Consider the following 14,728-nt stretch of genomic DNA (forward strand, 5'->3'; position numbering starts at 1 on the left):
AAACGCGACCGAAGGTATTGCCGTCACTCACCTGCCACCGCATCGTTCCATCAGTGGTTTGGCGGGTGCGTGGGTTTGGGGCCGGTACGCCGACACGCCCACCGCTGCGGTGCGGAGGGCGTGTGGGTGTGAGGCTGGAAGTGTTGCGGGGTCAGGCTTTCTTCTTGGCGGCGATCTGGTCGATCACTTCGGACTGCGAGACCACGATCTTGCCTGCCAGGGCCTTGGAGCCCACGTGCACCCCCTTGGACTGGGCGTCCTTGGCCATGTCGACGCCGCTGCGGAGGTGGCGGGAGAGGGCGGCCAGGTAGAGGTCGTCGAACTGCTTGCCCTGAGCGGCTTTCAGGCCGCTGACGTCCTTCTCGGTCATCATGCCCGCCATCTTGTGGGTGGTGGCGGCGTCGTCGCCCGGGACCTGGATGTTCCAGGAGCGCAGGTAGGTGGCCATCTGCTCGATCTCGCCCGCTTCGGCCTTGGAGATCTTGTCGGCCACGTCGATCACGAACTCGTCCTTGGAGCGTTCCAGGGCGATCTTGGAGATCTCGATGGTCTGGCGGTGGTGGGGGATCATCCTCAGCGAGAAGGTCGCATCGTCCTCGTTGGCCGCTGGTCCGGCGGAGCTGTCTCCGCCGAAGGTCGAACAGCCCGTCAGTGCTAGCAGACTGAGCACGATGATGAGCAGACGCGCACGCATGAAGCCTCCCGTCACGGTTCCCTGACGAGGCATACGGGTGGCCGATGTGTCCGGTTCAGAGAAACTTCCGGAACCTAAGTGGTCAGGTCGCCCAGGGCTTCTACCACGCTGGCGACGACGTCCGGGTGGCCCAGCGGGAGCGGTGCCGGGATGCGGTTGTCGGGGGCTTGGTGGCTGCGGACCACGACTCGTGCGAGCGGGAAGTCGACGTCCACCTCTGGATCGACGAGAAGGACGGAGCGCACCAGGTCGGAGTGCTCGCGGACGAGGTCGATCACGTCTGCTGCCAGCGGGCCGCTGGTGACCACGTCGAGCATGGTCGAGGTGTCGTCGCGGTGCATGGTCAGGACTTTGTCCACTGTGGACTTCCAGGACGGGGCGGCTGGGACGCGCAGCCAGACGACGCGCACGGTGTCGGCCAGCGGACGCCAGGTCGCGGGGACCTCGTCGTGCGGGGCCTCTCCTGCTGGATCGATCACGAGGATCGTTGCCGTTCCGGTTGGACCGTCGGCCACGACGCCGGGGCCGGTCGCCCTGGCGGGCTGGGTGAAGTCGCGCATGACCTGGGCTACCCGCCGGCAGGCGGTTTTGCACGTAGTACCAGTGGTGCGATTGGTCTGGTCCCGTAACCCGATTGGCGGAGGCCAAGACCAGTTGAGTGAGTGGACTTGTTGGCACCGACCGATTTTTGGCCCACGGGCGGTGATGTCTTGACCACTTTCTGAACCCAGGTTTATGGTCTAGACCACACCGAAACTTGATCGGCGAGCGATCTGGACGCTCCCGGTTCCCGCCCCTGCAACGGGGGTCTACCCCGCCTGGGAACTAGCCAAGGAGTTCGGACGATGAAACTCACCCGAAAAGCGGCGCTGGTCATGGCCGCTGTCCCTGCAATCGTGTTCATCACGCCCGTCGGTTCGGCCAGCGCGCACGGTTACGTGTCGTCGCCGCCCAGCAGGCAGGCGCAATGTGCTTCAGGAGTGGTCAAGAACTGCGGCGGTCCCGAGTGGGAGCCGCAGAGCAACGAAGGCGACAAAGGCAGGACGGACTGCTGGGGCGGAGACCGCCTGGACTTCCAGGTGCTCAACGACGACAGCAGGGGCTGGCAGGCGACCAACGTCGGCACCAGCCTGACGATGACCTGGACGTTCACCGCCCGGCACCGCACGCGTGACTACGAGTACTTCATCGGTGGCACCCGCGTCGGCTACGTCAACGGCAACAACGCGGCCCCGGTCGACCCGGTGCAGCACACCATCAACCTGAGCGGGTTCTCCGGCCGCCAGAAGCTTCGCGCGGTGTGGAACATCGGCGACACGGTGAAGGCGTTCTACTCCTGCATGGACATCAACATCGGCGGCACCGGCGGCAACCCGACCCCACCGCCGACCACCACCAACCCGACGCCACCTCCTGTCGGTGGCACGTGGGCGCCGAACACGGCCTACGCGACCGGTGCGACGGTGACCTACGGCGGGTCGAGCTACCGGTGCCTGCAGGGCCACACCTCGCTGACCGGCTGGGAACCGCCCAACGCGGCGTCGCTGTGGCAGAAGATCTGATCCGATGAAGCGCCTGGTGATCGCGATTGCGGCCGCGGTCCTGGCGCTGGCGGGGTGCGGCGGAGAGGCGATCGTGCCGGAGGGCCAAGGAGCCCACGGGCACGGCGCGAACTCCGCCGCACCACCCCCGCCGGCCGCCAGCTCGAGGTTCAACGACGCGGACGTCACGTTCGTGCAGATGATGGTCGACCACCTGCAGCTCGGCATCAGCCTTTCCCAGCTGGCGATGGCGAAGGCCACGAAACAGGAGACCAAGGACCTCGCCGGCGCGATCAACACGACTCAGCGGGAAGAGCTCTCGATGCTCAAGTCCTGGCTGAAGCTCTGGGGCAAGCCGGAGCAGGGCGGCGCGAACCTGCACGTCCAGCACGGCGGTCAGCCCCTGCTCGACGACAAGGTCATCAACGACACCAAGGAGAAGAGCGGGGCCGAGTTCGACCTCGCGTTCCTCAACCTGATGACCGGGCACCAGGGTGCCGCCGTGGAGATGGCGCTCACCGAGAAGAAGGACGGTCAGAACCCCGAGACCACGGCTTATGCCGAGCGCGTGGCCAACACGCGGCAGGGCCAGATCCAGCAGATGCTGAAGGCCATCAGCGAACCGTAGGCATTTGGTCAGCGGTCCGGCGTTCCCTTCCCGGTCATGGACGTTTTGATCTCGGGAGCGGGCATCGCCGGACCCGCGCTCGCCTACTGGCTGGCACGCTTCGGCTTCTCGCCCACGGTGGTGGAGCGCGCGCCGTCGCTGCGCCCTGGTGGTCAGGCCGTGGACTTCCGCGGCGAGGCGCACCTTTCTGTCCTGAGACGGATGGGTGTGCTCGATGCTGTGCTGGCCGCGCAAACTTCCCCGCGCGACATGGTGTTCCGCGATCCTGAGGGGCGGGAACGGTGCCGGCTGCCCGCGTGGTTCACGGGCGGCGAGGTGGAGATCCTCCGCGGCGACCTGTCCCGGTTGCTGTACGAGGCGAGCTGCTCTGACGCCGAGTACGTGTTCGGTGACTGGATCACCTCGCTGCACGACGACGGCGCCGGGGTGGACGTGACGTTCGCGCACGGGCCGTCGCGGCGGTTCGACTTCGTGATCGGTGCCGACGGGATGCGGTCTGGCGTGCGACGGCTCGTCTTCCCGGAGTACCGGCCCAAGTTCCAGGGTTACTACTTCGCGATCTGGGACGCCGACGGTGACGACCGCGAGCTGACGTGCGCGCCGGGGGTGACGAGCGCGCCCGGCTGGCTGATGTTCAAGTCGTCGGTGCCGCCGGAGCTGATGCCCTACGAGCTGATCGCGCCGGGGATCTACTTCGACTCGATCAGCCAGGTGCGGATGCCGGCGGTGAGCTCGGGACGGGTCACGTTGATCGGTGACGCCGGGTTCGGATCCACGTTGGGAGGCATGGGAACCGGGCTCTCGGTCGTCTCGGCCTACGTGCTGGCAGGGGAGATGGCGGCGGGCGAGGGTGCGTTCGCGCGGTACGAGGCCCTGATCGGACCGTACGCGCGCGGGTGCCAGGGAAATCCGGGGCCGCCGCTCGCGCCCGCCACCCGGCTCGGGATGTGGGCGCGCGACAGGATGTTCGGGCTGCTGCCGAAGATCCCGATGGTGGCGCGGTTCGACATGCGGGCGGCGACCGCGATCAAGCTCCCGGAGTACGCGCTAGCTCGTTGACGACCGCAGTTCCTCCAGCGCGGCCTCGACCTGGCGCTTGGCCGCGTTGTGCATCCACCCGAACCCCAGCTCCAGCTGCGCCTCGCCCAACAGCTGTTCGGCCTTGGCCAGATCACCCCTGCGCTGGGCGATCTTGGCCAGGCCTGCGTTCGCGAGTGCCCTGGTCGCGGCCAGACCGGCCTGCGTCGCCATCTCCAACGCCCGCAGGTAGTCGCGCTCGGCCTCGTCCACGTCGATGTCGAGCAACCGGTCCGCACGCCGTCCCCGAAGTTCGGCGAGCTCTTCCTTGGCGCCCAGCTCACCCATGGCGCGCAGTGCGTCGTCGGTCAGCGCCAGTGCCTCGCGCGGGTCGTCGGTGAGGTTGGCCAGCACGTCCATGACCTGGGCCGCGCCCCAGCGTTCGCCCAGGTCCTGGAACTGCTCGAGCGCCTTGCGGGCACACGCGATCGCGGTCGCCCTGTCGCCGTTCTCGACAAAGCCGGTGTAGGAGTTGCTGAAGCCGATCAGGCCCTGGATCCACGGGTCGTCGCTGCGTTCGACCTCGTCCTGCAGTTCGGTGCGCGGGGCGCCGGGGTCGGGCGGGCCGCTGAGCATCGCCCACGCGATCAGCACGAACGGCTGCTTGATCGGGCCGCTCAAGCCCTGCAACACGTTCTGCACGCGTTCCGGGGCGGCCAGAGCCAGCAGAATCGCGTACTCCTCTGTGGACTGCTCAGGTAGTTGGGTGTGGAGTTTCTGGGCCAGGCCTTGGACTTCCGTGCGGCTGCCCTTCACGTACCAGTACCAGGACAGCTCGGCGACCAGCTGCAGCGCCAACTGCGGGTCGTGGTCGGTCGCCCACTCGACGGCTTGCAGGCAGTTCGCGTGCTCCGCGGTAAGACGGGCGAACCACCGCACCTGGTCGCGCCCGCGCAGCTCCGGATCCGCGCGCCGGGCCAGATCCAGGAAGTACCGGGCGTGCTCGGCGTCGACGCGCTTGTGCTGCGAGCAGAACTCGCGGATGGTCGCCAGCATGCGGTAGCGGCCGTCGGTGGCGTCCACCAAAGACTTGTCCACCAACGCTTCCAGCACCTCGAGGTCGTGCCGGCAGACCTGTTCGACCGCTTCGAGCGTCGCCCCGCCGCTGAAGGTCGCGATGGATGCCGCCAGGTCGCGCTCGTCGGAGTCGAGCAGGTCCCAGCTCCACTCCACGACCGCGCGCAGGGTCTGATGGCGCGGTGCGGCGGCGCGGTTTCCCTTGATGAGCAAGCGGAAGCGGTCACCCAGCCGGGCGGAGATCTCCTCGGTCGTCAACGTCCGGGTGCGCGCCGCGGCCAGTTCGATCGCGAGCGGCAGGCCGTCGAGCTCGCGGCAGATGTCGACGGTGTGCTGGTCCTGCACGAACGCCGGGTTGACGAGCCGCGCGCGGTCGACGAACAACGCGACGCTCTGCTCGGGCTTCAGCGGCGGCACCGGGCACAGCATCTCGCCGGTGATGCCGAGCGCCTCCCGGCTCGTGGCCAGGATCCGCAGCGACGGGCACGTGCTCAGCAGGTGCTGCGCCAGCTGGGCGGCCTGGACGATCACGTGCTCGCAGTTGTCCAGGATCAGCAACGTGTCACGCTCGCGCAGCGCCAGCGTGAGCCGATCTTCCGGCGCCAGCACGGTTTCCTTGAGCCCCAACGCCTGCAGCGTCGCCGCCGAGACGTCCTTCACCGGCGCCAGATCCACGAAGATCGCGTCCGGGCCGGCGCTCTGCAGGGCGAGCCGCGTCTTGCCCGCGCCACCAGGCCCTGTCAGCGTGATCAGCCGCGACGTCATCGACTCGAGCCGCCGCAGTTCGTCTTGCCTGCCAACGAAACTGGTGAGCTGCGCCGGGAGCTCGCGATGGTTCTGGCCGCGCAGGATCTGCAGGTGGATCGCCCGCAACTCCGGCGAGGGGTCGGTGCCCAGCTCGTCGGCCAGCAGCGCCCGCGCGTCCTCGAACGCCTGCAACGCCTCGGCTTGGCGGCCGTGCTGGTTCAACGCCTGCATCAGGTATCCGCGCAGCCGTTCGTCCAACGGGTGCTGCTGGACCAGGTCCGCGATCTCCTGCACGTCGGCCTTGCCGAGCCGGATCCGCGCGGCGATCAACGCGCTCGTGGCGGCCGACCGCTGCTGCTCGAGCCTCGTGGCGTGATCGGCCGCGTCGATGTCGGCGAGCGCAGGACCACGCCACAGCTGAAGTGCTTCGGACAAAAGGGATTCCGCACCCTGTGAATCACCGTGCTCCAACGCTCGCTGGCCTTCCGCGGCCAGCGAAGCGAACCGTTGGGCGTCAACGTGATCCGGCGCCAGGGCCAGCCGGTAGCCAGCTGGGTGGAACTCGATGAGCGAGGCGTCCCCGAGCGCCCGGCGCAGGCGGGACACCTGGCCCTGCAACGCGTTGGCGGCGTCGGACGGCGGTTCCGAGCCGTAGAGCTCGTCGATCAACCGGTCGAGCAGGACGATTTCGCCCACCCGCAACGCCAGCATCGCGAGGAGGGTGCGCGGACGCGGCCCACCCACCGCGATCTTGCCGTCCGGGGAGTGCGCCTCAACGGGCCCGAGAATGCCGATGTGCACGGTGTCAGCGTACGAAGCGGCCGGGGCTCGTACCCAGGACACGGCGAAAATGGCGGGTGAGATGGGACTGGTCGTGGAATCCGGCCATCACCGCGACCTCAGCCGCGCCGTGCCCGTCCAGCAGGTAGCCGCGGGCGAGATCCACCCGGCGTCCGGTCAGGTACCGGTGCGGCGGCAGCCCGAACCGCTTGCTGAACGCCCTCACCAGGTGCGTCGGGCTGGTCTGCAGCTCCGCGGCCGCCTGGGCGAGCGTGATCCCCGCAGGCACCGAGGCGTCCAACAGGTCCCGCAACCGGTCCGCGAGCGTCGGATCGGCGTACACGGCGGCGGTCGTGCCTTCGAAGTGGTGCGTGAGCCGTTCGGCGATCAGCGCGAGCCGGCTGGAGGCTTCGAGCGGGTCGTCCAGCGCCAGGTGCAGCTGGTGCACCCGCTGCCGCAGCACCGGGTCGACCAGCATCGGGGTGTCGACGGCCTTGCCGATCAGCTCGTCCGGCAGCACCGAGTCGTCCAAGTACAGCACGCGCTTTCGGAAGCCGGTCGGAACCGCTGACCGCCCGTCGTGTGTCACGTGCGGCGGCAACAGCGTGACGCCCGAGACGAGCGCGCCGTGCTCGTGACGGTCCAGTTCGTACCGCACGGCACCGTCGTCGAGCAGCATCAACGTCCACGCGTCGTGTGTGTGCGCCGGGTACGCGTGCGTGGTGAAGTGGGCGTGGAAGACCTCTTTGATCCCGTCCACCGCCGGCTTCCAAGCGGTGCTGCTCATGTCAAAAACGTACAAGACGCCAGGCCAGGACGCCCGTGACAGTGGTGCCATGTTCGACACCAAGATCGCTGTGCTGCTGCGGGACGACCTGGCCGGCTGGCAGGCGCTGAACGTCGCCGCCTTCCTCGTCAGCGGGCTGCCACAGGAGCTGAAAGGCGAGCCGTACGTCGACGCCGACGACGTCACCTATCTGCCGATGTTCGGCCAGCCCGTAGTGGTTCTTCAGGGCGACAAAGACCTGCTCACCAAGGCCCACGAGCGTGCCCTGAGCCGTAACCAGCAAATGGCCGTCTTCACCGCGGACCTGTTCGCGACGGGCAACGACGAGGACAACCGCGCGGCCGTCCGCAAGGTGCACACGCAGGACCTCGACCTGGTCGGGATCGCCGTCCACGGCCAGAAGAACGCGGTCGACAAGATCTTCAAGGGAGCGCGCATGCATCCGTGATTGACTTTGAATCATGCTGGTGGGGACGCGTGAGCTCGAAGTGTTCGAGAAGGCCAGGCCGCGGCTGGAGGCGATCGCCTACCGGCTGCTGGGGTCGGCGACCGATGCCGAGGACGCGGTTCAGGACACCTATCTGCGCTGGCAGGATGCCGAACACGCGACGGTCGAGACGCCAGAGGCGTGGCTGACGAAGGTGCTCACCAACCTCTGCCTCAACCGCCTCACCTCGGCGAGGGCGCGGCGCGAGACCTACGTTGGCCAGTGGCTGCCGGAACCGGTGTTCGCGGGCGACCGGATGCTCGGCCCGTCCGAGACGGTTGAGCAGCGCGAGTCGGTGTCCATCGCGATGCTCACCCTGATGGAACGGCTCTCGGCCAACGAGCGGGTCGTCTACGTGCTGCGCGAGGCGTTCGGTTACGCGCACGGTGAGATCGCGGAGATCCTCGACCTCACCGAGGCGAACTGCCAGCAGATCTACCGCCGTGCCAAGCAGCACCTCGCCACCGGCCGGACCCGTGTGGAGGTCGACGCCGCCGGCGCGCGCAAGATCGTCGAGGAGTTCCTCGCGGCGGCGCTCAGCGGCAACACCGACTCGCTGGTGAAGCTGCTCGCCGACGACGCGATCAGCGCGGGCGACGCGGGCGGCGTGTTCATCAGCCTGCCGAAGCCGATCACCGGCGCGCTCAAGGTGGCGAGGTTCCTGCGCACCCTGTTCACGCCCGACGAGGCCAAGCGGGAGATGGCCGGCGGCCGTCTCGATCTCTTCGCCGAGGTCGTCAACGGCGTGCCCGCGCTGGTGCTGGCGGTCGGTCACCGGGTGTTCGCCGTCATCTCCCTCGAGGTCACCACCGAGGGCATCACGGCCGTCCACACCCAGGCCAACCCCGCCAAGCTCGACCGCGCCACCCGGCGATGGGCCGGCGGACAACCCCTCGTCGAAGGTTGGTGACCCAGCTCACATCCAACTCCTGTCAGGTTTCGCGCCGCTGCCCGGTTCAGGTAGCGACACCAGCCAGACAGGAGCGAAACCATGACGCACCGCATCGTCGTCCTCGGAGCCGGATACGCCGGAGCCAACGCCGCCGGCCGCCTCGCCAAGCGCTTGCACCCCGCGGACACCGAGATCACCCTCGTCAACGCCGACCCCGAGTTCGTCGAGCGCGTGCGGATGCACCAGCTGGCGGTCGGGCAGGATCTGAAGCCCCGCAAGCTGACCGACGTCTTCGCGAACACGGGCGTGCGGGTGCGGATCGCACGGGTCGCCGCGGTCGACGCCGAACGCAAGATCGTCGACACCGACGGCGGCGAGATCGCCTACGACACCTTGGTCTACGCACTCGGCAGCACCGCCACCAACGTTCCCGAGAACGCCTACAACATCGCGGGCAAGCAGGCCGCGAAGCGACTTCACGCCCGGTTGGAAGACCTCGGCGCCGGCGGCACCGTCCTCGTCGTCGGTGGTGGCCTGACCGGCATCGAAGCGGTTACCGAGATCGCTGAGGCCCGGCCTGACCTCAACGTCTCCTTCGCCGTCCGCGGAGGGCTCGGCGACTGGCTGAGCGAGAAGGCCCGCCAGCACCTCCGTCAGGCGTTCGACCGGCTCGGAATCACCGTGCACGAAGGCGTCGACGGTCGCACGCTCGACGCCGAGGTGACCGTGTGGACCGCCGGTTTCGCCGTTCACCCCATCGCCGCCGCAACGACCCTGGAGGTCTCCGCGTCGGGTCAGATCGTCGTCGACGAGACGATGCGTTCGGTCTCGCACCCGGACGTGTACGCCGTCGGTGACGCGGCGCTCGCCCAGGGCGGAAGCGGTTCGACGTTGCGGATGTCTTGTGCCTCAGGCGTTCCGACCGCGCACCTCGCGGCCGATGCGATCGCCGCGCGCCTCACGGGCCGTGAGGTCCCGAAGAACAAGATCGGTTACAACGGCCAGTGCATCAGCCTCGGCCGCAACGACGCCGTCATGCAGTGGGTGACTCCCGACGACCAGCCCAAGGACTCCGCCCTCACGGGGAAGGCGGCCGTCCGCCTGAAGGAGTTCATCTGCAAGAGCGCGGCCTGGAGCATTTCGCACCCAACGGTGCTGATGCCCTCACGTCGCCGGCACGTCACCACGGCCAGCGCAGTGCTCGAAACCGCGCTCTAATTCGTGCGTGATCAAGCCGCTCCGGATGGCCGTGTTCCTGCTGGTTCTTTCGGCAGAGGTGTACCTGGTGATCGCACTGGGGGACCGGTTCCGCTTCACCAACCACTTCAGCTATTTCACGGTGCTGTCGAACGTGTTCGCGGCGTGTGTGGCGCTGTTGGGGGTGTGGCGGCCGGTCTCCTCGCAGATCAGGGGAGCGGCCGTGCTCTACATGGCCACGACCGGCATCGTCTACGCGCTGCTGCTGCGAGGCGTTGACGTGCAGACGCCCGCCTACGCGAACTGGGTGCTCCACGTCGTCGCGCCGATCCTGGTCGTCGTGGAGTGGCTGCTCGCGCCAGAGCGGACGACCAGGGCGTGGGTGTGGCTGTCGTTCCCGCTTGCCTATGTCATCTACACGCTGGTCAGGGGCCCGATCGTGGACTGGTACCCGTACCCGTTCCTCGACCCGCGCGCGCATGGCTACGGCGACGTCGCCCTGACCTGCGTGTTCGTCGCGGTGGTCATCACCGCGCTGGCCTACGCGGTGTCGTGGGTCGGCACGAAATTGGCCCAAAGAAGCAGTGTCGTCTTGTCCCACGACTAGGGCCAATCGGCGCCCTAAGTTCTAGGACATGACCAGGCGACTCGCGTACGCACAGCTGACGAACTCGATCGGCGACGGCGGCTTCCTCGTCGTCTCCGCCCTGTACTTCACCCAGATCGTCGGCCTGAGCGCGGCGCGGGTCGGCCTCGCGCTGACCCTCGCGTGGGGCGTCGGAGCCATCGCGGGAGTCGCGTTGGGGCACGTCGCCGACCGCCTGGGTCCACGCACCACCGCGGTCGTGCTCGCCGCAGCCACGGCCACCAGCATCGGCATCCTGCTCTTCACCCGCAGCTTCGCGGCGTTCATGCTGGTCATGTGCCTGTACGCGAGCTTCCAGAGCGGCCTGCAGGCGTCCAGGCAGGCTCTCCTCGCAGGCCTCACGACTCCCGAAGAACGCACGCGGGCCCGTGCGCGGATCCAGTCGACGGCCAACGCGGGCATCGCGATCGGCGCGGCGATGGGCGGGTTCGCGCTGCACCTGGGCACCGAAGCCGCTTACACGGCCGTGTTCGTGATCGACGTGCTCGCGTTCGTCATCGCGGCACTGATCCTGAGCACGCTGCCGGAGACCGTGATGACCCGCGCCAGGGGCAAGTTCGACGTGCTGAAGGACCGGCCGTACGCGCTGATCACGCTGATCAACGCCGTGATGCTGCTCTACATGCCGCTGCTGAGCCTGATCATTCCACTGTGGATCGTGCAGCGGACAGAGGCGCCGACCTGGCTCGCCGCCGCGCTGCTGGTGCTCAACACCGGTGCGGTCGTGCTCTTCCAGGTGCGGATCGCCAAGCGCGCCAACGGTTTGAGCCAGGCCTCGAAGCTCGTCAAGCACGCTGGTCTGATCATGCTCTCCTCCTGCGCGGTGTTCGCGGCGTCGGCGTTCAGCCTGGGCGCCTGGCCGGTCGCGGCCGTGCTGATCGCCGCCGCGGCACTGCAGGTGCTGGGCGAGATGATGCTCGCCTCGGGTGCGTGGGAGATCAGCTTCACCCTCGCGCCCGCCGACCGGCAGGGCCAGTACCAGGGCTTCTTCGCGACCGGAACGGCAGTCGCGCGCATGGTCGGCCCCGCCCTGCTCACCACGGTCGTGCTCGGCTGGGGAGCGATCGGGTGGCTGCTGGTCGGCGGGCTGTTCGTGGTGGCCGGTTACGCGATGGGCCCGGCGGTGCGCTGGGCCCGCGAGAAGAACTCCACCAGCACGGGTGCCGCTGCCGAGGACTTGAGCATGTGCGTCTGACCAGGCAGCTCCTGGTACTCCACGTCCCCGAGGACCTCCGCCGCGTTCTTCATCGTGTTGCGGAGGTACTCGGGGCTCTTGCCGCCGTTCATGACGAGCGTCGGCACCTTGATGTTCCAGCGATCGGCCGGGAGCGATGAGCCGCGACCGTCGTCGCCGAGGATGCGCAGGTCCCACGGCAGCGTGTGGGCGACCAGCTTCAGCTTCTTCCACACCGGGGTGAGCTTCATGATCGCGAGGCCGAAGCCGGGTACGCCGACCATCTTCATGAACTTCGAGAGCATCCCGGAACGGTCGCCGCGAGCGAGCATGTCGTTCATCTGCTCGACGATGTCGGCGGGACGCGGCGTGTAGGTGTCGTCCACGACCATCGGCAGCTCGTAGACCGCGAGCCGGGTGATGGACGGCAGCTTCGTCGCCGCGTCAAGGGCGAGCGCCGCACCCGAGGACACGCCGAACACGAACGCACTGCCGCCGGCTTCCTTGATCACCGCGTCGAGGTCCTCGATCTCGTGCTCCGGCGTCCACGGCGTCGCGCCGTCACCGGTCTCGCCGCGGCCGCGCCGGTCGTAGGTGTAGACGGTGAAGTTCTTGTCCAGCACCGAAGCCAGCTCGGTGGACGGGCCGAACATCCGGTGGCACATCGCGCCGTCCACGAGAACCAGCGCGGGCCCGGATCCGGTGATCGAGTACGCGATCCCGGTGCCGTCGGCGGAGGTCGTGAAGCGCGTCATTTCTGCTCTCCCAGGGTGGTGTCGAGGAAGCTCTGCCAGTCCTGCTCGGACTCGTCGCCCTCGAAGATGTTGTGCGCGGCGATGAACGGCCCGAAGAACCCGCGCATGAAGCGGTACATGCCCTTGTCCGTGCGCAGGGCGAGAGTGTGGGCGTTGCGGTGGAACTCGACGGCGTCCGGGAGCTTCTCGGCGATGGCCGCGTCGAGCTTCTTCCAGGCCTCGTCCCAGTCGCTGATCATCGGGCCGAACACCGTGATCGGACGGGCGGTGCGGCCGGGGAAGTGCGTCAGGTACTCGACCAGCGTGCGGCGGAACAGCGCGCCGCCCAGCGTCATGGCCTCGAACTCGTCGGCCCAGTCGTCGCCGGGCAGGAAGCCGCTCGTGACCATCCGCAGCACCGTGCTGCCGCGCTCGCGCCCCTCGACCAGGAACTCGTAGGCGATGAACCGGCCGTCGGGAGCCTTGCCGCTGTCGTAGGCGAAGTGGCTGCCGGGCTGCGACGCCGTGATCTCGCTGGTCGGCTGATACCCACCGAAAGCCATCTTGACCTGGCCGTTCGCGACCTCGCTGCGGCCCATGTACCACGAGTCGATGCCAGGCCCCGTGGCGATGGCCGTCCAGACGTCCTCGACGGACGCGGGCACCTCGATCTCGTCGGTGCTTTCGAACGCGTGGCCCATCAGCTCTCCCTCTCCGGGTTCGTGGATGGTCTCATCCTGCTCCCGACAACTCTTCTAGTCAAGACAGTGAAGCTAGTCTTGACAAAAAAACTTGTCGGTGGTTCTGTTCTCGCCACCCGAACTCCTGGAGGAAGCCATGTCCCGCATCGCCTGTGGTGTCGTCGCCGGTCCGCTCTACCTGGTCGTGGGGTACGCCCAGGCCTTCACACGCGAGGGTTTCGACCTCACCCGGCACCCGTTCAGCATGCTCAGCCTGGGCTCGCTCGGCTGGATCCAGATCGTGAACTTCGTCGTCAGCGGCGCGCTGTTCGTCATCGCCGCCACGGGCATGGCCAGGCACACGAAATGGGGTGCGCGACTGATCGGCCTGATGGGGGTGGGGATGATCCTCGGTGGGGTGTTCACCGCCGATCCCGCGCTCGGATTCCCCGCCGGCACACCGGACGCCGCGCCGGTTTCGCTGTCGTGGCACGGGATGCTGCACGCGGTGGCGTTCGGGCTCGCCATGATCGGCTGGATCGGTGCGTGCTTCGTGTTCGCGCGTAGGCTCGGGGGATGGCTGGCGGTGATGAGCGGCCTGACGGGCGTGCTCCTGATGGTGCCGATGGCGTTCCTGGGCAACCCGGGCGGCACGGTGCTGCTCTACGTCGTGGCGACGATCGGCTGGGTCTGGACCTCGGTCGTGTCCCTCAAGCTGAGCCGGCCTGCCTTCTCGAGCTGATCTGCCCCGAGTGCGGGCGCGTCACCACCGACGAGGACGCGCCCGGATGTGCCGCCTGCCGTCACACGAGCTGATGGGCGTGCACCTTGCTGATGTCGTAGGAGACACCGCAGAACGTGCACTGCAGCCCGTACCTGCTGCTGATGGTGAACAGCGGGATGAAGAAGAACGTGGGCTTCGTGTAGCGCCGGAACAGGTTGTGCGCGGCCTGGTGTCCGCAGTGCCCGCAGACCAGCGTGAGCATCCGGAGCTGCTCGATCGTCGTGCGCCAGCCGAAAATGAACATCCGCGCTCCCTGGGTTGGCTTGTCCCTTTGACGTCTGACGTCCCAATTGAGTTGCAGTGAGCCCGGCAACTTCAGAAGCTGCACAGGTGAGCAACCTCTTGCGGCCCTGGCTGCCGTCCGACGCTCCGATCGTGCTGGCCGCTGCCGCCGAGCCGGAGATGGACCGTCAGTTCACCACGCCGGTCGACTCGCTCGCGGCCGCTCAGGACTGGATCGCGATGCTGGAGGAGCGGCGCGACCAGGACACGGCGTACGCGTTCGCCGTGCTGGACGACGGCGTCCCCGTCGGGAACATGGCCGTGTCGCAGGTGGAACGTCGTCACCTCTCCGGGTGGATCTCCTACTGGATGCGCGAGGAGGCTCGCGGCAAGGGCCTCGCCACCAGGGCGTGCCGGGCGATCAGCGAGTTCGCGTTCACCGAGCTGGGGCTGTTCCGGCTGGAACTCGCACATCGGCTGGACAACCCCGCGTCCTGCCGGGTGGCGGTGGGCGCGGGGTTCCGCCGGGAAGGCGTCGAGCGGGCCAAGCTGCTCTACGACGGCGTGCGGTACGACACCGAGACACACGCGCGGCTCGTCACCGATCAGGTCTGAGGTTCGTCGATCGGCAGGCCGGGTAA

General features: G+C 68.0%; 17 protein-coding genes. 10 read left to right on the forward strand and 7 right to left on the reverse strand.

What is annotated here, in order from left to right; all coding sequences use genetic code 11:
- Positions 1 to 151 precede the first annotated feature (151 nt).
- Entirely contained in the window at positions 152 to 694 is a 543-nt protein-coding gene (locus UK23_RS25305) for a DUF305 domain-containing protein (RefSeq protein ID WP_045314125.1), read from the reverse strand.
- 74 nt (positions 695 to 768) lie between these two features.
- Positions 769 to 1,254 carry a hypothetical protein gene (locus UK23_RS25310; protein WP_045314126.1) on the reverse strand — a complete coding sequence of 162 codons (486 nt, stop codon included), beginning with the start codon at positions 1,252 to 1,254 and terminating at the stop codon, positions 769 to 771.
- 285 nt (positions 1,255 to 1,539) lie between these two features.
- On the opposite strand from UK23_RS25310, the gene UK23_RS25315 reads away from it, so the two are divergent.
- The 3 genes from UK23_RS25315 to UK23_RS25325 are packed head-to-tail and all read left to right on the forward strand — an operon-like array spanning position 1,540 to position 3,922.
- Positions 1,540 to 2,256, forward strand: coding sequence for a lytic polysaccharide monooxygenase (locus UK23_RS25315; RefSeq protein ID WP_052685026.1), 717 nt, complete (start codon positions 1,540 to 1,542; stop codon positions 2,254 to 2,256).
- Between the two features lie 4 nt (positions 2,257 to 2,260).
- Positions 2,261 to 2,863 (forward strand): DUF305 domain-containing protein, encoded by a 603-nt coding sequence (locus UK23_RS25320; RefSeq protein ID WP_045314128.1) that lies wholly within the window; start codon positions 2,261 to 2,263, stop codon positions 2,861 to 2,863.
- Positions 2,864 to 2,899: 36 nt separating this feature from the next.
- Positions 2,900 to 3,922 (forward strand): FAD-dependent monooxygenase, encoded by a 1,023-nt coding sequence (locus UK23_RS25325; RefSeq protein ID WP_045314129.1) that lies wholly within the window; start codon positions 2,900 to 2,902, stop codon positions 3,920 to 3,922.
- On the opposite strand, the gene UK23_RS25330 is transcribed toward UK23_RS25325, so the two are convergent.
- Both UK23_RS25330 and UK23_RS25335 read right to left on the reverse strand, forming a co-directional pair.
- Positions 3,911 to 6,505 (reverse strand): BTAD domain-containing putative transcriptional regulator, encoded by a 2,595-nt coding sequence (locus UK23_RS25330; protein WP_052685027.1) that lies wholly within the window; start codon positions 6,503 to 6,505, stop codon positions 3,911 to 3,913. The two genes, UK23_RS25325 and UK23_RS25330, sit on opposite strands and share 12 nt — an antisense overlap.
- A 4-nt stretch (positions 6,506 to 6,509) precedes the next feature.
- Positions 6,510 to 7,271 (reverse strand): helix-turn-helix transcriptional regulator, encoded by a 762-nt coding sequence (locus UK23_RS25335; RefSeq protein WP_045314130.1) that lies wholly within the window; start codon positions 7,269 to 7,271, stop codon positions 6,510 to 6,512.
- Between UK23_RS25335 and UK23_RS25340 the strand changes: the two genes are divergently transcribed.
- From UK23_RS25340 to UK23_RS25360, 5 genes are all read left to right on the forward strand, one after another.
- A complete protein-coding gene (locus UK23_RS25340; protein WP_082114969.1) occupies positions 7,270 to 7,719 on the forward strand; it encodes a DUF2000 domain-containing protein in 450 nt (149 codons plus the stop codon). The genes UK23_RS25335 and UK23_RS25340 overlap by 2 nt on opposite strands.
- A 13-nt stretch (positions 7,720 to 7,732) precedes the next feature.
- Positions 7,733 to 8,668, forward strand: a complete 936-nt coding sequence (locus UK23_RS25345; protein WP_045314132.1) for an RNA polymerase sigma-70 factor — start codon at positions 7,733 to 7,735, stop codon at positions 8,666 to 8,668.
- A gap of 81 nt (positions 8,669 to 8,749) precedes the next feature.
- Positions 8,750 to 9,868: an NAD(P)/FAD-dependent oxidoreductase gene (locus UK23_RS25350; protein WP_045314133.1), complete on the forward strand. Its 1,119-nt coding sequence runs from the start codon at positions 8,750 to 8,752 to the stop codon at positions 9,866 to 9,868.
- Positions 9,869 to 9,875: 7 nt separating this feature from the next.
- Positions 9,876 to 10,454: a Pr6Pr family membrane protein gene (locus UK23_RS25355; RefSeq protein ID WP_045314134.1), complete on the forward strand. Its 579-nt coding sequence runs from the start codon at positions 9,876 to 9,878 to the stop codon at positions 10,452 to 10,454.
- Positions 10,455 to 10,482: 28 nt separating this feature from the next.
- A complete protein-coding gene (locus tag UK23_RS25360) occupies positions 10,483 to 11,688 on the forward strand; it encodes an MFS transporter (protein WP_045314135.1) in 1,206 nt (401 codons plus the stop codon).
- On the opposite strand, the gene UK23_RS50570 is transcribed toward UK23_RS25360, so the two are convergent.
- Together UK23_RS50570 and UK23_RS25370 are read right to left on the reverse strand one after the other, a co-directional pair.
- Complete coding sequence (locus UK23_RS50570) at positions 11,598 to 12,422, reverse strand: alpha/beta fold hydrolase (protein ID WP_082114970.1); 825 nt, start codon at positions 12,420 to 12,422, stop codon at positions 11,598 to 11,600. The two genes, UK23_RS25360 and UK23_RS50570, sit on opposite strands and share 91 nt — an antisense overlap.
- Entirely contained in the window at positions 12,419 to 13,102 is a 684-nt protein-coding gene (locus UK23_RS25370) for a hypothetical protein (RefSeq protein ID WP_045314137.1), read from the reverse strand. Before UK23_RS25370 ends, UK23_RS50570 begins: the two co-directional genes overlap by 4 nt.
- Before the next feature lie 136 nt (positions 13,103 to 13,238).
- On the opposite strand from UK23_RS25370, the gene UK23_RS25375 reads away from it, so the two are divergent.
- Positions 13,239 to 13,823 (forward strand): DUF998 domain-containing protein, encoded by a 585-nt coding sequence (locus UK23_RS25375; RefSeq protein ID WP_045314161.1) that lies wholly within the window; start codon positions 13,239 to 13,241, stop codon positions 13,821 to 13,823.
- Between the two features lie 61 nt (positions 13,824 to 13,884).
- On the opposite strand, the gene UK23_RS25380 is transcribed toward UK23_RS25375, so the two are convergent.
- Positions 13,885 to 14,109, reverse strand: a complete 225-nt coding sequence (locus tag UK23_RS25380; protein ID WP_045314138.1) for a zinc-ribbon domain-containing protein — start codon at positions 14,107 to 14,109, stop codon at positions 13,885 to 13,887.
- 86 nt (positions 14,110 to 14,195) lie between these two features.
- On the opposite strand from UK23_RS25380, the gene UK23_RS25385 reads away from it, so the two are divergent.
- Positions 14,196 to 14,702, forward strand: coding sequence for a GNAT family N-acetyltransferase (locus UK23_RS25385; RefSeq protein WP_156213374.1), 507 nt, complete (start codon positions 14,196 to 14,198; stop codon positions 14,700 to 14,702).
- Positions 14,703 to 14,728: the final 26 nt, after the last annotated feature.

Source organism: Lentzea aerocolonigenes (genome assembly GCF_000955955.1).
Lineage (GTDB): Bacteria > Actinomycetota > Actinomycetes > Mycobacteriales > Pseudonocardiaceae > Lentzea > Lentzea aerocolonigenes_A.

Coding starts and splice junctions, on each gene's coding strand:
- UK23_RS25360 (WP_045314135.1), top strand. CDS start 10,483: ATGACCAGGCGACTCGCGTACGCACAGCTGACGAACTCGATCGGCGAC.
- UK23_RS25310 (WP_045314126.1), bottom strand. CDS start 1,254: ATGCGCGACTTCACCCAGCCCGCCAGGGCGACCGGCCCCGGCGTCGTG.
- UK23_RS25340 (WP_082114969.1), top strand. CDS start 7,270: ATGTCAAAAACGTACAAGACGCCAGGCCAGGACGCCCGTGACAGTGGT.
- UK23_RS25375 (WP_045314161.1), top strand. CDS start 13,239: ATGTCCCGCATCGCCTGTGGTGTCGTCGCCGGTCCGCTCTACCTGGTC.
- UK23_RS25305 (WP_045314125.1), bottom strand. CDS start 694: ATGCGTGCGCGTCTGCTCATCATCGTGCTCAGTCTGCTAGCACTGACG.
- UK23_RS25335 (WP_045314130.1), bottom strand. CDS start 7,271: ATGAGCAGCACCGCTTGGAAGCCGGCGGTGGACGGGATCAAAGAGGTC.
- UK23_RS25370 (WP_045314137.1), bottom strand. CDS start 13,102: ATGGGCCACGCGTTCGAAAGCACCGACGAGATCGAGGTGCCCGCGTCC.
- UK23_RS25315 (WP_052685026.1), top strand. CDS start 1,540: ATGAAACTCACCCGAAAAGCGGCGCTGGTCATGGCCGCTGTCCCTGCA.
- UK23_RS25325 (WP_045314129.1), top strand. CDS start 2,900: ATGGACGTTTTGATCTCGGGAGCGGGCATCGCCGGACCCGCGCTCGCC.
- UK23_RS25345 (WP_045314132.1), top strand. CDS start 7,733: ATGCTGGTGGGGACGCGTGAGCTCGAAGTGTTCGAGAAGGCCAGGCCG.
- UK23_RS50570 (WP_082114970.1), bottom strand. CDS start 12,422: ATGACGCGCTTCACGACCTCCGCCGACGGCACCGGGATCGCGTACTCG.
- UK23_RS25350 (WP_045314133.1), top strand. CDS start 8,750: ATGACGCACCGCATCGTCGTCCTCGGAGCCGGATACGCCGGAGCCAAC.
- UK23_RS25380 (WP_045314138.1), bottom strand. CDS start 14,109: ATGTTCATTTTCGGCTGGCGCACGACGATCGAGCAGCTCCGGATGCTC.
- UK23_RS25320 (WP_045314128.1), top strand. CDS start 2,261: ATGAAGCGCCTGGTGATCGCGATTGCGGCCGCGGTCCTGGCGCTGGCG.